Origin of the sequence: Streptomyces sp. NPDC021093, from assembly GCF_044333135.1 — a bacterium.
GTDB lineage: Bacteria > Actinomycetota > Actinomycetes > Streptomycetales > Streptomycetaceae > Streptomyces.
This window is the reverse complement of the sequence record NZ_JBIRQJ010000008.1, coordinates 116826-135871: the sequence shown is the minus strand read 5'-3', so window position 1 is coordinate 135871 and position 19046 is coordinate 116826. Positions and strand designations below refer to the sequence as shown.

General features: G+C 73.1%; 13 protein-coding genes. All 13 read right to left on the bottom strand.

Annotation, left to right across the window (positions count from 1 at the left end):
* The 13 genes from ACH4SP_RS25650 to ACH4SP_RS25590 all read right to left on the bottom strand — a co-directional run bounded on the left by ACH4SP_RS25650 (position 1) and on the right by ACH4SP_RS25590 (position 18903).
* Positions 1-507, bottom strand: coding sequence for a flavin reductase family protein (locus ACH4SP_RS25650; RefSeq protein WP_398417897.1), 507 nt, complete (start codon positions 505-507; stop codon positions 1-3).
* 8 nt (positions 508-515) lie between these two features.
* A complete protein-coding gene (locus ACH4SP_RS25645) occupies positions 516-1907 on the bottom strand; it encodes an LLM class flavin-dependent oxidoreductase (protein WP_398417896.1) in 1392 nt (463 codons plus the stop codon).
* Positions 1908-2090: 183 nt separating this feature from the next.
* Positions 2091-3149, bottom strand: coding sequence for an enolase C-terminal domain-like protein (locus ACH4SP_RS25640; protein WP_398417895.1), 1059 nt, complete (start codon positions 3147-3149; stop codon positions 2091-2093).
* Complete coding sequence (locus ACH4SP_RS25635; protein WP_398417894.1) at positions 3146-4522, bottom strand: DUF6025 family protein; 1377 nt, start codon at positions 4520-4522, stop codon at positions 3146-3148. The genes ACH4SP_RS25640 and ACH4SP_RS25635 overlap by 4 nt, the downstream gene beginning before the upstream one ends.
* Before the next feature lie 104 nt (positions 4523-4626).
* The gene (acnA, locus tag ACH4SP_RS25630; protein ID WP_398417893.1) at positions 4627-7290 is read right to left on the bottom strand and encodes an aconitate hydratase AcnA; all 2664 of its coding nucleotides are present in this window, start codon (positions 7288-7290) and stop codon (positions 4627-4629) included.
* The gene (locus ACH4SP_RS25625) at positions 7287-8735 is read right to left on the bottom strand and encodes a citrate/2-methylcitrate synthase (RefSeq protein ID WP_398417892.1); all 1449 of its coding nucleotides are present in this window, start codon (positions 8733-8735) and stop codon (positions 7287-7289) included. The genes acnA and ACH4SP_RS25625 overlap by 4 nt, the downstream gene beginning before the upstream one ends.
* Before the next feature lie 33 nt (positions 8736-8768).
* The gene (locus ACH4SP_RS25620; protein WP_398417891.1) at positions 8769-10349 is read right to left on the bottom strand and encodes an amino acid adenylation domain-containing protein; all 1581 of its coding nucleotides are present in this window, start codon (positions 10347-10349) and stop codon (positions 8769-8771) included.
* Between the two features lie 1188 nt (positions 10350-11537).
* Positions 11538-12158 carry an RraA family protein gene (locus ACH4SP_RS25615; protein ID WP_398417890.1) on the bottom strand — a complete coding sequence of 207 codons (621 nt, stop codon included), beginning with the start codon at positions 12156-12158 and terminating at the stop codon, positions 11538-11540.
* Positions 12155-14845 carry a WD40/YVTN/BNR-like repeat-containing protein gene (locus tag ACH4SP_RS25610; RefSeq protein WP_398417889.1) on the bottom strand — a complete coding sequence of 897 codons (2691 nt, stop codon included), beginning with the start codon at positions 14843-14845 and terminating at the stop codon, positions 12155-12157. Before ACH4SP_RS25610 ends, ACH4SP_RS25615 begins: the two co-directional genes overlap by 4 nt.
* A 145-nt stretch (positions 14846-14990) precedes the next feature.
* Positions 14991-16244, bottom strand: coding sequence for an MFS transporter (locus ACH4SP_RS25605; protein WP_398417888.1), 1254 nt, complete (start codon positions 16242-16244; stop codon positions 14991-14993).
* 55 nt (positions 16245-16299) lie between these two features.
* Positions 16300-17469, bottom strand: a complete 1170-nt coding sequence (locus ACH4SP_RS25600) for a hypothetical protein (RefSeq protein WP_398417887.1) — start codon at positions 17467-17469, stop codon at positions 16300-16302.
* Entirely contained in the window at positions 17469-18146 is a 678-nt protein-coding gene (locus ACH4SP_RS25595; protein ID WP_398417886.1) for a response regulator, read from the bottom strand. The genes ACH4SP_RS25600 and ACH4SP_RS25595 overlap by 1 nt, the downstream gene beginning before the upstream one ends.
* Positions 18139-18903 carry a sensor histidine kinase gene (locus ACH4SP_RS25590; RefSeq protein WP_398417885.1) on the bottom strand — a complete coding sequence of 255 codons (765 nt, stop codon included), beginning with the start codon at positions 18901-18903 and terminating at the stop codon, positions 18139-18141. Before ACH4SP_RS25590 ends, ACH4SP_RS25595 begins: the two co-directional genes overlap by 8 nt.
* Positions 18904-19046 lie beyond the last annotated feature (143 nt).

Here is a 19046-nt window from a genome sequence, read left to right as displayed (position 1 = left end):
TCAGGTCCTCGCGGGAGTGGGAGCGGTGACGGGGCGCAGGCTCCCGTGCAGATGCACCAGGCCGTCGCCGGGAGCCCCGTGCCGTACCTGCTGGACTGCGCCCACCAGCAGGTGGTGGTCGCCGAGCCGGAGCCGCTCGTACGGGGAGCAGACCAGCCAGCTCAGGCAGTCGTCGAGCAGCGGAACACCGTGCGGGCCCGGCTGCCAGTCGGTGGGCGGCGCGAAGCGGTCGATGCCGGGCGTGGCGAAGCGCTGTGCCAGGTCGGCCTGGTGGGCCCCGAGCAGCTGGATGCCGAAGTGACCGCAGTTCCGCAGCCGCGCCCAGGTGCTGGACGTGTCGGCGAGGGTGACGGAGACCAGGGCGGGGGCGGCGCTCACCGAGGTGAAGGAGGTCACCGTCACGCCCAGCGGTCCGGCAGCGTCGGCGGCGGTGAGCACCGCGACTCCGGCGGCGTGCGCCCGCAGTACGGAGCGCAGGTCGCCGCCGTCCACCGTCATGGTGGCCATGTCGACGCTCACCTGCCCGCACCCGCTGCCGCGCCGGTGCCCGCCGCCGCGCCGAGAGCGGCTGCCGCGCCGAACGCGGGACGTGGCAGGCCCAGGTTCTCGCGCAGCGTCGTGCCCTCGTACTCGGTGCGGACCAGGCCGCGCCGCTGGAGCTCGGGCACGAGCAGGTCGACGATCGCGTCGAGGCCGTCGGGGTGGTAGTCCGGCATGATGTTGAAGCCGTCGGCGGCCTCGTTCACGAACCACTCCTCCAGCTGGTCCGCGACGGTCTCGGGGGTGCCGAGCAGGAAGCGGTGACCGCGGCCCGCGGCGACGGACAGGTACAGCTCGCGGATGGTGAGCCCCTGCCGCCTGGCCTGCTCGTAGATCATCTGCTGCTTGCTGGTGCTGCCCTCGGTGGCGGGCAGTTCGGGCAGCGGTCCGTCCAGCGGGTAGCCGGAGATGTCGACCATGCCGAGCTGGTACGAGAGCATGCCGAGGCCCACCACCGGGTCGACGAGCGCCTGCAGCGTCTCGTACTTGTCCTCGGCCTCGGCCTGGGTGCGGCCGACGACGATGAAGGCGCCGGGCAGGATCTTCACGTCGTCGGGGTCGCGGCCGCAGTCGGCGACCTGCTTCTTCAGGCCCCGGTAGTAGACCTGCGCCTGGTCCAGGGTCTGCTGCACGGTGAAGACGACCTCGGCCCAGCGGGCGGCGAAGTCCTGGCCGTCCGGGGAGGATCCGGCCTGCACGATCACCGGGTAACCCTGCGGCGGGCGGGCCACGTTGAGCGGGCCGCGCACCTGGAAGTGCTCGCCCCGGTGGCCGAGGATGTGCAGCTTCTCCGGGTCGAAGAAGCGGCCGGACTCCTTGTCGTACAGGAAGGCGTCGTCCTCCCAGCTGTCCCAGAGGCCGGTGACGACCTCCATGAACTCGCGTGCCCTGCGGTAGCGCGCCGAGTGCTCGGGCTGCTTGTCGAGGTGGTAGTTGCGCGCCTCGGCGTCGGTGGCGGAGGTGACGACGTTCCAGCCGGCGCGGCCCGCGCTGAGGTGGTCGAGGGAGGCGAACTGCCGGGCCACGGTGAAGGGTTCGTTGTACGTCGTCGAGGAGGTCGCCGTCAGGCCGATGTGCGTGGTGTGCACGGCGAGCGCGGACAGCAGCGTCATCGGCTCGAAGTGGACCATGCGGCCCTGCCTGCTGAGTTCGTCGGCGTCCTTGTACTTGGTGCGTACGCCGGCCCCGTCCGACAGGAAGATCATGTCGAACTTGCCGCGCTCCGCGGTCTGTACGAGCGAGCGGTAGTGGTCGAAGTCGAGGCCGCCGTCGGGGCGGGCGTTCGGGTGCCGCCAGGCGGCGACGTGGTGACCTGGCGCGGGAAGGAAGGCGCCGAGCTTCATCATGCGGCGCTGCGGGCTGCTCACCGGTGGATCTCCCAAGGGCTTGGGGCAGAGGGTCTGCCGGGGGAAGGGGGAAGAGGGGAAGGAGGAAAGGGGAAGGGGGAAGGCTGCGGTCAACCGGGCTCGCGGACGGGTGCGCGCAGTGTCACGGCGATGGCGAAGTCGGCGACGGCGAAGTCGGCAAGGGCGGCACAGCGCGGCCGCATGTCAGTCCTCCTCCTGTGTGTACGTGGCTGCGAACGTGGCGAACTCGGCGGGCCCGGCCGTGGGGGCGGCGCCGATGCCGGGCGTCGAGGGCAGGATCAGGGCGCCGCGGTCGATGCGCACGCCGGTGAACGGGTCGTCGAGCAGGCCGACGGGACCGTCCAGGTCGAGCTGGTCGGCGAGTCCTGCGAGCTGTGCCATGGCGGTGGTGCCGAGGCTGCTCTCCACCTTGCAGCCGAGCATGACCTGCAGGTCGCAGGCGTGCGCGAGCGTGATCATCTGGTGGGCGCGGGCGAGGCCGCCGCACTTGAGCAGCTTGATGTTGACTCCGGCGACCCGGCCGCGCAGCCGCAGGACGTCCTCGGGCCCGCCGCAGTCCTCGTCGGCGAAGACCGGCACGGGGGAGCGTTCGTGCACCTGCCGGAGGTCGTCCAACTGCCCCGGTGCGATGGGCTGTTCGAGGAGCTCGACGTCGTGCCGGTGGAGCTCTTCGGCGACCTTGAGTGCCTGTTCGGGCGTCCAGGAGCCGTTGCCGTCGACCCGGATGCGCCCGCCGTAGACGGAGCGGAGCACCCCGGCCCGACTGCCGTCGTCCTCGGGGGTGAGCTTCAGCTTGAGGACCGGCCAGTCGGCCAACTCCCCGGCCCGTACGACGAGTTCCTCGTCCGAGCAGACTCCGATGGACAGGGCCGTGGGCTGCGGCGGCAGCCCGCCGAGGCCGAGCAGGCGGTGCAGCGGCTGCCCGCAGGCCTTGCCCAGCAGGTCGTGCAGCGCCATGTCGAGGGCGGCCCGCGTGGCGGGGCCGACTCCGCCGCTGCCGTCGACACCGCCAATGCGGTCGATGCCGTGCAGCACGCGCCGGATCTCGTACGGTGACGCACCGTCAAGGAGCGGTTCACAGGCTGCCAGTTCGGCCGCGGAAGCGCCGCGCGCGGTGCCGTAGCCGGTGTGGCCGTCCCAGTCGAGCTCGACGATCCGCTGGCGCACCTCGGTGGTGACGCCGGTGTTGCTGATGAACGGCTCCCTGAGGCGGACGACGACCTCGCGGTGGGCGATCCTCATCCCAGTACCTCCTCGAAGGCCGCGACCGCGCCGCATGCCTGACGGAAGCTCAGCTCGCGGAAGCCCTCGGGTTCCACCGGCACGGCGGGCTCGCGCAGTGCGCCGTCCGCGGGTACTCCGCTGCCGCTCCTGAAGCGGCCGCGCAGATACCCGGAGAGCCGCTCGCCGTTGCCGTCGAGCCAGCCCAGCGTCGTCTCGTACGCGGCGGCGGGGCCTGCGGCCCGTACGGCGGCGAACAGGCCAGCGAGGACCTCGGCGTCGTCGGGCGAAGTGCTGGGCGGGCAGAGCATGAAGGCCTGCGCGGGCAGCAGCACGAACGCCATCGGGGCGGCCTCGTCGAAGTGCTCGGTCAGCGGGTCGGTGAGGGCGCGCAGGGAACGCACCGTGGAGCGGCGCGAGAGATAGCCGCCGCGCCGGGGCGGGCAGCCCGCCATGGCCCGCGCACCCCAGTGGAGGTGGGTGATGAACGGCGCTTCCGGAGCGCCGGGCGGGGCGTCCGGGTGGTGCATGTCGAGCAGCGCGAACAGCACGTTGGTGAGCTGCAGCGACATCACCGGGAGCACCGGCGGCAGTTCGGGCATCCTGGCGAAGAACTCCGCGGGCTCCACGAGGGCGCGCACCGTCAGCAGTACGGTCTCGGCGAGTGCGCGCGCCGACGGATAGCGGTGGCCGTCGAGCAGATAGCCGGTGCCGTCCGGGCGCAGGTCGCAGCGCGCCACCTCGCCGTCGAGCCGTACCGCCTGGCTGATCAGTTCGGCGAAGGCCTGGTTGCGGCCCTGCGCCGCCGCCTGTTCCAGGAGCAGCGTCAGCATGTCGGTGACGAGCGCGGCGTTGTCGGTGAGGGCGGCCGCCCACTGCTTGAAGGGGTAGCCGAGGTCCTGCATGCGCTGCCAGTGCAGGTCCACCAGGGGGTGCAGCGAGCCGTCCACCTCCGCCTGCACGAGCGGGCAGAACAGGGCCCGCGAGCGGTCCCTGCGCACGAAGCCTGTGCCGTCCCAGGAGTGCAGCGCGAGGGTGTGCCGCTTGCCCCCTTCGATCAGCGAGCCGGGCTGGTAGGCCTCGTCCCCGCCCTCCGTGTCGGCTTCGGTGCGGGTGAATCCGTAGATCAGCGGATAGCCGTGACCGCCGCCGCAGATCGCGGTGTTGAAGTCCATCGGTCCCGAGCGTCCTGCCGCGATGTCCTCCCAGTTGCCCAGGTGGCCGGTGCGGGGCGGCAGCAGGGTGGGGTCGGCGGCGATTTCGTCCAGGACGGTGGCGATGGACACGTCGTGGTTGCCGACGTGGACCGGTACGAACGTCTTCCTGCCGGAGGCGAGCGCGTCGGCGCCGGCGGCCTCGCGCAGCCCCAGCCGGTCCAGGAGGTGGGTGCTCACGGGGCTCGTGGGGCTCGTGGGGCTCGTGGGGCTCGCAGTGCTTGCAGTGCTTGCAGCGCTCTCAGTGCTCGCGGGCATCACGGTGCTCGCGGGGATCACGGTGCTCACCGGGCGGCCTCCGCGGGGTACGGGCTCTCCGCCACGGCCTCTTCCGCGTGCAGCCGCCCCAGCAGGTACGGCAGGGTGCCGCCCGCCAGGACCACGTCCCACTCCCCCGCCGACCGCACGTCGGCCACCGCGGTGAAGGCGAGGGAACCGGCGGTGACCGGCACCCGGCCGGTGTCCCGCACCCGGTCGAGGTCGAGTGCGTACTCCTCGCGCCCGGTCAGGCCGAGACCGGCCCAGCTCCGGGGCAGCAGCAGCGGCAGGATGCCCATGGCGCACAGGTTGGCGCGGTGGATCCGCTCGAAGCTCTCCGCGAGCACCGCCCGCACCCCCAGCAGCCAGGGGCCCTTCGCTGCCCAGTCGCGGGAGGAGCCCATGCCGTAGCTGTGGCCGGCCAGGACGACGAGGGGGGTGCCTTCGGCGGCGTAGCGCTCGGCGGCCTCGAAGACCGGCAGCCGTTCGCCGGACGGCAGGTGCAGTGTCGTACCGCCGCTGTCGCCCTCGCCGACCAGGGAGTTGCGCAGGCGCGGGTTGCTGAAGGTGCCGCGGGCCATCACCTCGTGGTTGCCGCGCCGGGAGCCGTAGGAGTTGAAGTCCCGTACCCCTCGCGCCAGCAGGTGCCGCCCGGCGGGCGAACCGGCCGGGATGGCACCGACCGGTGAGATGTGGTCGGTGCTGATGTCGTCGCCGAGCGCCAGCAGCGCACGGGCGCCGGTCAGGGAGGAGCGGGCGGGCGCCGGGTCCACATAGGCGGGCGGGCGGATGTACGTGGAGTCCTCGTCCCAGGCGAACACCTCGCCCCGCGGTGCGGGGATCGCCTGCCAGGCCGGGCCGGGGGCGTCCTCGCGGGCGAAGACGGCGGGGGTGACGAACTCGTCCTCCAGTTCCCGCAGTTCGCCGCTGTGCGGCCACAGGTCCCGCAGATGGACGGGGTTGCCCTCGCGGTCGGTGCCGAGCGGCTCGCTCGCCAGGTCGGCGCGGACGGTGCCGGCCAGGGCGAGGGCCACGACGAGGGCCGGGGAGGCGAGGTATCCGGCGCGGACCTGGGAGTGCACGCGGGACTCGAAGTTGCGGTTGCCGCTGAGGACGGCGGCGACGGTGAGGCCCGCCCGGTCGACGGCCTCGCCGACCCCCGCGTTGAGGGGTCCGCTGCCGCCGTTGCAGGTCATGCAGCCGTAACCGGCGACGTGGAAGCCGAGCGTCTCCAGGTCGGCGAGGAGGCCCGAGTCGCGCAGATAGCGGGTGACGGCGCGGGAGCCGGGCGAGAGGCTGGTCTTGACGTGTCCCGGCACGGTGAGTCCGCGTGCGACGGCCCGCCGGGCGAGCAGTCCCGCGGCCAGCATCGCCTTCGGGTTGGAGGTGCTGGTGCAGGAGGTGATGGCGGCGATGACGAGGTCGCCGTCGGTGATGCCGTCCTCGGTGCGTATCTCCCCCTCGTGCGGTGCCTCGGACGACTCGTGCTGCGGCTCGGAGGACTTGCGCGGTGCCTCGGACGACTGGTGCAGCGCCTCGAAGGAGGCGGGCAGTTCGCCGAGCGAGATCCGCTGGTCGGGGCGGCTCGGCCCGGCGAGGCCCGGCCCGACCTCGCCGAGGTCGAAGTCGATGACGCGCCCGAAGACGGGGTCGGGGCCCTCGCGCAGCAGTCCCTGGGCGCGGCAGTAGGAGCGCACCCGTGCCGCGTCGGCTTCGGACCTGCCGGTGCGCCGCAGGTAGTCGAGGGTCTCCTCGTCGACCGGGAAGAACGCGGACATGGCACCGTACTCGGGGGCCATGTTGGCGATGGTGCAGCGGTCGGGTGCGCTGAGCGCCCCGAGTCCCGGCCCGGTGAACTCCAGCATCAGCGCCCGTACGTTCTCCGCGCGCAGCCGTTCGGTCAGGGCGAGCACCACGTCGGTGGGCGAGGTGCCCTGGCTGACGACGCCGGTGAGGCGGACGCCGACGATCTGCGGGACGCGCAGCGGCTGGGCGAGGCCGAGCACCTGCGCCTCCGCCTCCAGGCCGCCGACGCCCCAGCCGAGCACGCCGAGCCCGTTGACCATGGTGGTGTGGCTGTCGGTGCCGATGACGGTGTCGGGGAACAGTTCCCCGTCCGGCCCTTCGGCGACGACGGTGGCGAGCTGTTCCAGGTTGACCTGGTGGACGATGCCGCGCCCCGGCGGGATGACCCGCAGCCCGTCGAAGGCTCCTTCTGCCCACTTCAGGAAGGCGTAGCGCTCCTGGTTGCGGGACATCTCCAGGGCCTCGTTGAGGCCGAGCGCGTCGGGCCGGCCCGCCCAGTCGGCCTGTACGGAATGGTCGACGACGACATCCACGGGCAGTGCCGGGTTGACCCGGCCCGGTTCGGCGACGCGGTCGCGCAGCGCCGCGAGGTCGACGAGCAGCGGGATGCCGGTGTAGTCCTGCACCAGGATGCGGGCGGGACGGAACGGCAGCTCCAGGTCCGGTTCCTCGCCGCGGGCGAGCCGCTTGCCCAGGAGGGCGGCCCGGTCCTGGTCGCCGTCCCTGAGCAGCGCCTCGATCAGGACGCGTCCGGTGTACGGGACGGCGTCGAGTGCGAAGCCGTGCGCGGCGGCGAAGCCGGGCAGCGCGGGGGTACGGGGCGCGGAGGTACCGGTCGAAGGGGTACCGGTCGAAGGGGTGCGGGGTGCGGAGGTACGGGTCATCGTGCGGCCGTCCCCGGGTAGCCGCGGTCCTGCTCGCCGACGTAGTCGAGCAGCGGCCTGATCAGGACGTTGTTGGACTGCTGCTCCAGCGCCTGGGCGACCCAGCCCGCGGTGCGGCCCACCACGAAGAGCGGCACGGCGAGGTCGTCGGGCAGCCCGAGCAGGCGGTACGCGAGCCCCGCGTACAGGTCGACGTTGGCGGCGACGCCGTGCCGGTGGTACGGGGCCATCGCCGCGGCCACCGCGTCGAGGATCTCCAGCCCGGTGCCGTCGCCGCGCTCCTCGCTCAACTCCACGACGGTGGAACGCAGATGGCGTACGCGCGGGTCCTCGGTCCGGTAGACGCGGTGCCCGAACCCCATCACGGGCTCGCCCCGCCCCTGGAGCTCGGCGACGTGCGCCTCGGCGTTCCGGGGCGAGCCGACCCGGTCGATGAGGCCGACGACGCGCTCGGCGGCGCCGCCGTGCACGGAACCGGCGAAGGCGGCGACGGCGGCGGTGACGGCCGCGGTCATGCCGGCCCGGCAGCCGATGGCGACCCTGGCGGTGAACGCGGACGCGTTGGAGCTGTGGTCGGCGTGCACGATGAAGCCCTTGTTGATGAACCGCACGGCGGCCGGGCCCGGCTTCTCGCCGAGCAGGACGGTGAGGAAGGCTTCGGCGTGCGTGGCGTCCTCGTCGGGCCACAGCGGCTCCCGGCCGCTGCGGAAGGCGTGGTGGGCGGCGACCAGCATCGGGATCTGCGCGATCAGCTCGATGCCGGTGCGGCGGGCCTCTTCGATGCTCTCGTCGGTGCCGTGGGCGCGGCGCGGCGCGTAGGCACCGAGCGCGGAGACGCAGGTGCGCAGCGCGTCCATGGGGTGGGCGTGCGCGAGGGAACGGGCGAGTTCGAGCACGGGGGCGGGCAGCTCGCGGGCCACGGTCAGCTGCTTCGCGAAGCTCTCCAGGGCTGCCGCGTCGGGCAGTTCACCGTGTACGAGAAGGTGGGCGACCTCTTCGAAGGAGGCCTGCCCTGCGAGGTCGTGGATGCTGTAGCCGCGGTATTCGAGGATGCCCGCGGTGCCGTCGATACGGGTGATGGTGGTGCGGTCGAAGGCGATGCCTTCCAGGCCCCGGTGGACGGCGCGGCCGGACTCGGGGGCCTTGGTGGCGGCCTCCGCGGTGGTACGGGCTTCCTGGACCGCCGTCCCGGCAGCGGTCCCGGCGGCGGTCCCGGCGGCCAGGGTGGCCAGGGTGGCGGCGTACTCGCGGATGTCGGCCACGGAACGCAGGGTCAGCACGAGGTCGTCGTCGACCTCGACGCCGTACTCCTCCTCGATCGCGACCATCAGCGACACGTGCCGGAGCGAGTCCCATTCCTTGATCGACTGGTATTCGAGCCCGTCCGTGACGCGCTCCTCGGCGATGCCGAGGGTGGAGGCGATGAGCTGGTCGACGTTGCTCACACGATGCCCTTTCTGCGGGTATGGGGGTGGTGGTCAGGCCCGGCCGGCGTCGGCCGGGGCGTCGAGCAGGCGCCGGAGTGCGGCGCGGTCGACCTTGCCGTTGCCGTTGACCGGCAGCTCGTCGACGAGACGCACGGAACGCGGCGTCATGTACGCGGGCAGGGCGGCCTCGCAGGCCGCGGCGAGCGGGTCCGGGTCCGGGACGCCGGAGACCACGGCGGTCAGGGTGTCCCGGTCCGGCCACACCAGGGCGACGGCCTCGACGGCGCCGGCCCTGCGCAGCACGGCCTCGATCTCGCCGAGTTCGATGCGGTGCCCGCCGACCTTGACCTGCTGGTCGTTGCGTCCGAGGCAGACGTACTCGCCGTCCTGCAGCCGGACCAGGTCGCCGGTGCGGTAGTAGGTCCTGCCCGCCCGGCGGAAATAGCGTGCGGCGGTGAGGTCCGGGGCCTGCCAGTAGCCCGGGGTGGTCTGGGCCCCGGCCATGCAGAGCTCGCCGCTCTCCCCCGCTCGCACGGGGTTCAACTCCTCGTCCACGACGAGGGGTTGGAGGCCGGGGTAGGGGCGTCCGATGGGTACGTTCTCGTGGACGCAGGCGGCCGGGCTGGTCGCCGGGTCCCAGCGGTGGACGGTGCAGGCGACGGTGAGCTCGGTGGGCCCGTAGAGGTTCTCGACCGTCGAGTGGGGCGCGGCCGCCTGCCACGCCTCGGCGGTGGCCCGGGGCAGCGGTTCGCCGCAGAACAGGCTCCACCGCAGGGTGGGCATGGATCCCGGCTTGAGCGCTCCCCGCTTGCGCAGCACGGCGCCGACGGAGGGCACGGAGAACCACACGGTGATTCCGTTGCGCTCCAGGTACTTGGCGGGCGCGATGATCTCCAGGGGGTCCATCGCGCAGAGCCGCGCGCCGTTCTCCCAGGCCATGAACAGGTCGAAGACCGACAGGTCGAAGGTCTGGTCGAAGGTCTGGGTGAGCCGGTCGTCGGCGGTGAGCCGATAGCGCTCCTGGTTGGCGTCGAGGAAGGCCCGCACGTTCCCGTGCGTCACCGGGACACCCTTGGGGGTGCCGGTGCTGCCGGAGGTGAAGAGCAGGTACGCGACGTCGGTGGCGTCCACCGGGGGGAGCTGGAGCAGGGGCGGGGCGATGGCGAGGTCCATGGCGTCCAGCACCCGTACGTCCGGGCCGAGTTCCCCGGCCTCGCTCCGTACGACGTCGGGAAGCAGCACGACGGGCTTGCGGCGCAGGCCCCGGAGTACGTCGGCGAGGGCGGGCAGTGAGGCGGCGTCGACGATCAAAGCGTCGACCTCGGCGCGCTCCAGCATCGAGCGGGTGCGCTCGACGGGGAACTTCCGGTTGAGCGGCACGAAGGCGGCGCCGGCGAAGAGGGCGGCGGCCACCCCGAGGTAGGAGGCTTCGCTGCGCTGGGCGAACACGCCGACGCGCCCCGGCCGGCCGCCGACGGACTCGACGAGCAGGGAGGCCCAGCGGCGGGCGGTGTCGACGGCCTCTTCGTAGCTGTAGTCGCGGCGGCCGACGGTCAGGGCCGTGCGTGCCGGCTGCAGACGGGCGTGTTCGAGAAGGCCGGCGCCCAGGCGCGGGTTCAGTGCTGTGGTCATGACGATCCGAACGCTTCGGGAACGGGACGTACAGGACGCTATCGACGCGGCCGACCAGGCTCTCTATTGCGCGCGCTGAACCCCTAAACACTCTTGAGCCGAGTAAATCCCTTTGTGCTCACGGGAGTTGCGGGGCGGTCGGGCTGGGCGCGCGGGCCTCGCGGGGGGGGACACGAGGACGGTGCGGGTACGGGGGCACGTGCCCGGTGCGGGTGGCCCGTGCGGGTGGCCGGTGCGGGTGCACACAGACATGCGGGCATACGGGCGTTGCGGGGAGCGGGGCGCGCGGGTGCGGAGGCGCGCGGGGGCTCTGTGGGCCTACGCGGGCGTACGGGGCACACGGGTGCGAGGGCGTTGCAGGCACTGCGGGGCACGTGGGCGCTACGGGCGTACCAGGCGCGCGGGCGTTGCGGGGAGCGCGGGCGACCCGGCAAGCGGGCGCTGCTGGGGACCGGGCACCCTGCGGGGGACGGGGGGGCTCTGCGGGCGTACGGGGCACACGGGTACGAGGACATTGCAGGCACTGCGGGGCACGTGGGCGCTACGGGCGTACCGGGCGCGCGGGCGTTGCGGGGAGCGCGGGCGACCCGGCAAGCGGGCGCTGCTGGGGACCGGGGGCACTGCGGGGGACGGGGGGCTCTGCGGGCGTACGGGGCACACGGGTACGAGCACATTGCAGGCACTGCGGGGCACGTGGGCGCTACGGGCGTACCGGGCGCACGGGCGTTGCGGGGAGCGCGGGCGACCCGGCAAGCGGGCGCTGCTGGGGACCGGGGGCACTGCGGGCGCGCGGGCGTTACGAGGCGCGGGCACTGCGGGCGTACAGGGACGTTGCGGGGTGCGGAGCGTGCGGGTGCGAGGGCGTTGCGGGCGTACAGGACGCGCGGGCGTTGCGGGATGCGCGGGCGAGCGGGCGCTGCTGGGGACCGGGGGCTCTGCGGGCGACGGGGACGTTGCGGGACGCAGGCACTGCGGGCGTACGGGCACGTTGCGGAGCACGCGCGCGCGAGAAGCGGGGGCTCTGCGGGCCTAGGCGGGCGTTGCGGGGTGCGCGGGCGTTGCGGAGTGTGCGGGCGTTACGGAGTGTGCGGGCGTTACGGAGTGTCGGGTGCGCGGGTACAGCAGTGGGCGGCCGGTGGGGTTGGTCCACCGGCCGCCCGTGCGTGCCTCACGGTCTCTCCTCGGGCCTCAGTCCGTGAAGCCCTGTTCGCTCAGCGCCTTCTCGATCCGCGCCCGGTGGTTCTCCTCCCAGGCGTCCAGCGTCTCGCCGGCCTCCTTCACGAGCTTCGCCCGCGCCGCTTCGAGCACCTCCTGCGCACGGGCGGACGGCGTGACGACCACGCCCTCCTCGTTCGCCACCACCACGTCGCCCGGGTTGATGAGCACGCCGCCCACCCGTACCGCGGCCCCCACTTCGCCCAGCTTCTTCTTCGTGCCGGGGATCGGGATGACGCCTCGGGAGAACACCGGGAAGCCCGCCTCGCGGACCTCCGCGAGGTCGCGGATGACTCCGTCCACCACGAACCCCGCGATGCCCCGGCGCTGCGCCACCGCGCACACGTTGCCGCCCGCCAGCGCGTGGTCCAGGTCTCCCGACTCGACGACGACGACCGAGCCGGGTTCCGCCCGGTAGATCGCCGCGTGCAGCATCAGGTTGTCGCCGGGCACGCACCGCACCGTGTAGGCGGGGCCCGCGATGCGGGGCGAGTCCCACAGCGGCCGGATCCCGGCGTCCATCACCTGGGCCCGGCCCAGCAGGTCCGCCAGCGTGGTGGGGGGAACGTCTTCGAACGTCTTGATCTCGGTCATCGCTTGTCCTTCTCCGGGCTGTAGAAGTGCTGGTTCCATGTTGTGCCGCCGTCGGCGGTCGAGAGCACATGGCCCTCGTCGCCGACCGTCCAGATTTCCAGACCGGTGAACACCTGGACGTTCCACAGGGACATCCCCGAGCCGGTGGAACCCGGCTGCCACGTCCCGCCGCCGTCCCGCGTCGTGATCACCGTGTCGCTGCGGCCCACCGCGCTGCCGTTCCTGCCGTCCGGCGTGAAGTGGACCGCGGTGAAGTTCTGGCCGGTGGGGCTCGGGCAGCGGTGCCAGTTGCGGCCGCCGTCCCGGGTCCGCAGGATCGTGCCGCGGTGGCCCACCGCCCAGGCCGTCCGGGCGTCGACGGCGTGCACGTCGATCAGGTCGTCCTCGCCGCCGCTGTCCTGGACCCGCCAGGTCGTACCGCCGTCGGTGGTGGCGAACACGGTGCCGCCGGTGCCCACCGCCCAGCCCGTGGAGGCGTCGGCGAAGTCCACGGCCCACAGACCGCAGTTCCGGTAGGGACTCGGCTGGTGCCGCCAGGTCGTGCCGCCGTCGACGGTGGCGAGGATCGTGCCCCGGTCGCCGACCGCCCAGGCCGTCAACGCGTCCGGGCGTACGTGGACTTCGAGGAGGTCCTTGGTGCTGCCGCCGGCCTGCTGCCGCCAAGTGGCGCCCGCGTCGCGGGTGTGCAGGATCGTACCGGCGCGGCCCACCGCCCAGGCGACGGCGGCACCGGCCGGTGAGACCGAGTACAGGTTGGCCGCCGTGCCGCTCGGCCGCGGTGCGAAGCGGCCGCCGTCGCGGACCGCGAGCACGGTACCGCCGTCGCCGACCACCCAGCCGTTCATGCCGCCGGGGAAGCCGTCCCGCCCGCCGGAGAAGCCGTCCTTCTCGCCGGGGAAGAGGTGGACCCCGTACAGGTTGCGGCCGGTGCTCGCCACTTCCAGGGTCCAGGTCGCGCCCCGGTCCCGGGTGGCGATGACCGAGCTGCCGTCCCCGACCGCGTGGACCCGCCGGCCGTCCGGGTGCGCCCAGACCGCCTTCAGGTTGTCGACGACCCCGCTGTCCTGGGCGGACCAGGAGAGACCGCCGTCCCGCGTCGCCAGGACGGTACCGCCGTCGCCCACTGCCCAGCCCCGCTCGCCCTGTTCCGTGAAGGCGACGCCCCACAGGCTGACGTCGGTGCCGCTGTCCCGCGGGGTCCAGGTCGTGCCGCCGTCCTGCGTGACGAGCAGGGTGCCGGACCTGCCCACCACGGTGGCACGGCCCGCGGGGCCCGCGTGGAGGTGGCTCAACGTCGCCCGGGTTCCGGTCCGTTGGCGCTGCCAGGTGGTGCCGCCGTCGTCGCTGGCCAGGACGGCTCCGTCGCCGCCGACCGCCCAGCCCTGCTTGCCCTCGGCCTCGAAGTGCACGCCCAGCAGCGGCTGTTGCACTCCGCTGTCCCGCGGGGTCCAGGTCGCACCGCCGTCCTGCGTGGCCAGCAGCGTGCCCGCTTCGCCCACCGCCCAGCCCCGCTCGCCGCCCGCCTCGAAGTGCACGCCGAAGAGCGGCAGTCGCACCCCGCTGTCCGCCGGTGTCCAGTGCGTGCCGCCGTCCACGGTGCGCAGCACGGTGCCCGCGTCCCCGACCGCCCAGCCGTGCTCGCCGTCCGCCGCGAAGTGCACGTCCCAGATCAGCGCGCCGGTTCCGGTGTCCCCGATCTGCCAGGTCGCACCGCCGTCCGTACTGGCGGCCAGCACACCGTCCTGGCCGACCGCCCAGCGGGCGTCGCCCGCCCCGTACAGCCCGGTCAGGTCCTTGTGGACGCCGGTGAGCTGCGGGGTCCAGGTCTCACCGCCGTCCCCGGTGCGCAGGACGAGGCCGTTGTCGCCGACCGTCCAGCCGTGCCGGGCGTCGGGCATCAGCGCCAGGGAGACCACGTCCGCCGCGGTGCCGCTGGACTGCGGTGCCCAGGTGCGGCCGCCGTCGTGCGAGGCGAGGATCACGCCGTCGTCGCCCGAGGTGCGGACCTCCCGGCCGTCCGGCGCGGCCCACAGCCCGTACAGGTCGAGACCGGTCCCCGCGTCCTCGCGCAGCCATGTCCCGCCGCCGTCCTCGGAGCGCAGCACGGTGCCCATGCGGCCCACCGCCCAGCACAGCGCGCGGGAGACCGCGTGGATGCCCCGCAGGTCGACCTCCGCGTCGCTCCGCTGGACGGTCCAGGTCGCGCCGCCGTCGACGGTGGCGTGGATGTTGCCGCGTTTGCCAATCGCCCAGGCGGTGTTCTCGTCGAGCGTGAAGCAGCGGGTGAAGTGGGTGTCGTCGGAGTGCTGGCGCTGCCAGGTGAGGCCGCCGTCCACGGTCGCGAGGATCACGCCGCTGTCGCCGACCGCCCAGCCGGCCAGGCCCGACGGCTCGAAGGAGATGCCGTACAGATTGCGGTCGGTGCCCGCGTCGCGCCGCTCCCAGGTCCGGCCGCCGTCCGTGGTGTGCAGGAGGGTGCCGTCCCGGCCGGCCGTCCAGCCGCGCTCGGTGTCGGCGAAGCAGACGGCGCGCAGGTCCTTGTCGGTGTCGCCCTGGGACTGCCAGCGGTGGCCGCCGTCGTCGGTCGCGAGGATCATGCCGCCGTCGCCGACGGCCCAGCCGTGCGCCTCGTCCACCAGGCAGACGCCCTGGAGGTTCACGCTCCGTGGCGCGATGGTGCAGATCATGGGGTACCTCGTCGATTCTGTGGATCGGTGGGGGTCGGGCCTGACCGGCCCTGCGGAGTCCGTCGGCAGGACGGAGCGGATGCCTCGGCCGCGGCGGATACCTCGGCCGCGGCGGATGCACCGTCGGCCGACGGTGGCGGCACCGTCAGCCGACAGTGGCGGCAGCCGGATCCTGGCCCTTGGCTCCGGCGGCTGCCGCGGCCCGGTCGCGGCTGCGGGTGCCCCGCGCGACGACCGCCGGCATCGCGGCGCCCAGGACCGCGTACGACACCCCGAGGACGATCCAGCCGGTGGTGCCGTTGTCGAAGATCAGCCAGGCGAAGAGCGCGGGGGCGAACATCTTGCCGATGTCGCCGCCCATCTTGTACGTGCCCTGGTACTGGCCCTGGGCGTGGTCGGGGGCGAGGTCGAAGGCGATGGTCCAGCTGCCCGCCGCCTGCCGGATCTCGCCCAGCGCGTGCAGCAGCGCACCGACGACCAGCAGGAGGCACGCCTCGAACATCCCCTTGCCGCCCGACACGGCGAACACCAGACAGGCCACCGCGACGCAACAGGCGCCCTGCGTGCTCGCCCACGAGGCGGACCGGGGCGTGTCGGTGCCGCGCGCGGCCCTCGTCTGGAAGGCCACCACGAACCCGGTGTTGATCAGCAGGACGACCGCGCTCATCCAGCGCGGCGCCTCCGTGTGGTGGACCACCCACAGCGGCAGTACGAGATCGAGCAGCAGCGCGTGCGTGACGAGCAGCCCGTCCAACGCGGTGAACAGCAGGAACGGCCCGTCGCGCAGGACCGCGAACGCGGCGCCCGCCGAGGCCGGCACCGGCGCGACCGGAGGCTCCTTCAGCGTGAGCAGTCCCGTCGCGAGGAAGCAGAGGGCGGTGAACAGAACGGCGGCCTGATACCCCTCGCGGGCCCCCCAGGCGAGCACGAGCCCGGACAGACAGGCGCCGATCGCCATCGTCGCGTTGAGGGACGCACGGATGTACGCCATCACGTGCGCGCGGTTCTCCCGGGGCACGTTCGCCGCGATCATCGCCTTGCGGGCGTTGTTGCCCGCCCGGTAGGCGAAGCCCTGGACGGACGTGACGACCAGGTACGACCAGAAGCCGTCCACGAGCACCAGGGCCGCCGTCAGCGGTGCCAGTGCCAGGAAGGACCACATCTGTACGGTCCTGGGTCCGGCCCGGTCGGCGAGGTGCCCGAGCGGAATGCTCGACACCAGTACGAGCGCGGCCGATATGCCGACGCTGAGGCCGAGTTGCCCCGGCGTGAGTCGGATCACCGTCACCGCGTAGATCGCGTTGATGGCCATCCACAGACCCTGCCCGAGGGCCATCACCATGGTGATGACGGTGAGCATCCGGGCAGGTCCTGGCGGCGGGAGGATACGGGTCAGCACGATGGTCTTCCTGTCCTGGCGGATTCCCTGCGGGTGCCTGGCTGTGGTGTGGAGGCTAGGTGACCGGCGGGCTCGCGCGATCGCTTGTGGGCGCAAAGCGACTTGACGGCGAAAAGCCCGTTCTGCTCGTAAATCCAAAGGCGGCCGACCGTACGTGCCCGGAACCGGCGGGGGCAGCACCCGGCCGGGGATCGGTGGCCGCGCCCGGCTTGGGATCAGTGGCCGTGCCCGGCTTGGGGTCGGTGGCCGCACCCAGCCTGGGATCAGTGGCCGCGCCCGGCCCGGGGGCGGTGGCCGCACCCAGCCTGGGATCAACGGCCGCGCCCGGCCCGGGGGCGGTGGCCGCACCCAGCCTGGGATCAACGGCCGCGCCCGGCCCGGGGGCGGTGGCAGCGCCCAGCCGAAGATCAGCGACCGCGCCCTGCCGGAGGCCGGGAGCCTCGCCCGCTCGCGGGTCCGGCAGGTCGTGGCGTCCCGCCAGTGCCTCCTGGACGCGTACCTTCGCCGCGATCACCGGTACCCGCAGCCGGAGTTCGCGCAGCTGGGCGCGGTGCTGTTTGTACGGGTGCCGTGCTCCGTACCGCCAGCGGGCCCACGGCGCCTGCGGGCGGCTGAGCCGCAGCGCGCCCGCGACCAGCAGCGGTGGACAGAAGATGCCGACCAGGCCGGTCCAGATCTTGCCCTTGACCAGGGTGACCACGGCCAGCACCAGGGACACGGTCACTCCGCTCACCAGCCCCGGGCCGCCGCGGGCGGACCCGTGGAGTCCCAGCGGGCGCAGACCGATCAGGACCATGCCGCTCAGTGCGACCGCCGCGAAGACCGCGTCGACCGAGGTGCGGCCGCGCTCGGTCCAGTACACGTCCTCCAGGTGCAGGATCAGTGCGAACTCGTCGAGGACCAGACCCGTGCCGACCCCGAAGAGCAGCGCGGGGGCCGCCCGCCAGCCGGGCATCCCGTCCGGCACCGCCAGCCCCGCGATGCCCGCGGCCACCATGGCCACCAGGCCGAAGACGGCGTGGTGGACATGGAGTCCGCCGAGCCGCACATTGCCCGGCCACCAGCGGGCCCCGGCCCGGATCAGCCGGACGCTGACCCGGATCCCGACGAAGGCCGCGAGCAGACCGACGAGGAACGCGAAGAGGGGCAGCCGTCCGGCCGCCACGATGTCCTGCCGGAACCAGACGGAGAACCACACGGGCAGCCCGTACTCGTCCCACTCCATCAGCTGCTCGCGTACAGGTGCTCGGGGCGCCCGCTGTCGCCGTACCTCAACGTCAGCCTCAACTTCCCCGCCTCGGCGAGGTACTTGAGATAGCGCTGCGCGGTGGACCGGCTGATCCTGGCCCGCTCGGCCACTTCCTGCGCGGAGATCTGCCGGCCCGCCCCGTACTCCCCGACGATCCGCTTGACCAGCTCGGCGGTCCGCTCCGAGAAGCCCTTCGGCAGGGCGTGCTCGCTCTCGGGGGTGCGCAGTGCGCCCAGCATCCGGTCGATGCGGGCCTGGTCCATCTCGGCGCCGTCCTCGATGGTGGTGCGCAGCCGGACGTACGCCTCCAGCTTGGCGCGCAGGCCCTCGCAGGTGAACGGCTTGACGATGTACTGCAGGACGCCGAAGCGCAGGGCCTCGCGCACGGAGGCGGCGCGGCGGTCCGCGGTGACCATGATGACGTCGATGTCGTACCCGAGCCCGCGCATCCTGCGGACCAGGGACACCCCGCTCTCGCTGGGCAGATGCTGGTCGAGCAGGATCAGATCGATGCCGCCGCGCTCCACCGCGGCGAGCGCGGGCGCGGCGTCGTGCGCGATGCCGGCGACCCTGAAGCCCGGCACCTCCGACACGTAATGGGCGTTGATCTTCGCCACGTAGAAGTCGTCGTCGACGATGAGGACTTCAATCACCGCAGGCTCCCCCGCCTCTCCCCGGTGCGGTCGGCAGCCGCACGGTGAACACCGCTCCACGACCGCCGTCGTCCCGGTCGGCGACGGTGACCGTCCCGCCGCCGTCGATGGTGACGGCCCGGATCAGCGCGAGGCCGAGTCCTCTGACCCGTACGCCGGTACGGGGCTTCGTGGAGAACCCCGGGGCGAAGATCCGCCGCCGAAGGTCCGGGGTGACGCCGGGTCCGTTGTCGGCGACCGTGACCACCACGCAGCCCTCTTCCTCGTCCTCGCACAGGGAGACCTCGACACGGGGCTCCACAGTCCCGCCGTCCGTCACGGCGTCCGCCCCGCCGTCCGTCACGGCGTCCAGGGCGTTGTCGATCAGATTCCCCAGCACGGTGACGATCTCTTCGTCCCGCCCGTCCCGCCCGTCCCGCCCGTCCCGCCCGCTCAGCACGGACCGCGGGCTCAGCGTCAGGACCACCCCCCGCTGCTCGGCGGCCATGGCCTTCCCGACCAACTGGGCCATGACCAGGGGCACTTCGATCCGCTTCGCGGCATCCAGGAGCTCGCCGAACGGCAGCCCCGCCGCAGCGGCGGTCGCCCCGGAGCGCTTCTCCGCCTGCTCGGCGAGCTCCATCAGGCCGTACAGGATGTGCAGGGCATTGCGCCGCTCGTGCCGGTGGACCGCGAGGGCCTCCCGGCCGCCCCGCGCGGCTTGTGGCCGCGGGACGCCCGAGGGCTGCCGGACATCCGGAAGTGTGCGAGGAATCACGGGTAACAGCCCTCCTGTGGCACGCACCTGGTGGGTGCACCTCATTGGACCCAAGAGGCTCGCAAAGCAACAAGATCGATGGGGCAAAGAGATTCCTTGACCAGACCATCGACGCCCCGAACCCTGCGAAGAATGATGAATTT

Bases quoted from the DNA above. Each gene is read 5' to 3' on its own strand.
- ACH4SP_RS25650 (WP_398417897.1), bottom strand. From the start codon at position 507: ATGGCCACCATGACGGTGGACGGCGGCGACCTGCGCTCCGTACTGCGG.
- ACH4SP_RS25640 (WP_398417895.1), bottom strand. From the start codon at position 3,149: ATGAGGATCGCCCACCGCGAGGTCGTCGTCCGCCTCAGGGAGCCGTTC.
- acnA (WP_398417893.1), bottom strand. From the start codon at position 7,290: ATGACCCGTACCTCCGCACCCCGCACCCCTTCGACCGGTACCCCTTCG.
- ACH4SP_RS25620 (WP_398417891.1), bottom strand. From the start codon at position 10,349: ATGACCACAGCACTGAACCCGCGCCTGGGCGCCGGCCTTCTCGAACAC.
- ACH4SP_RS25615 (WP_398417890.1), bottom strand. From the start codon at position 12,158: ATGACCGAGATCAAGACGTTCGAAGACGTTCCCCCCACCACGCTGGCG.
- ACH4SP_RS25610 (WP_398417889.1), bottom strand. From the start codon at position 14,845: ATGATCTGCACCATCGCGCCACGGAGCGTGAACCTCCAGGGCGTCTGC.
- ACH4SP_RS25600 (WP_398417887.1), bottom strand. From the start codon at position 17,469: ATGGAGTGGGACGAGTACGGGCTGCCCGTGTGGTTCTCCGTCTGGTTC.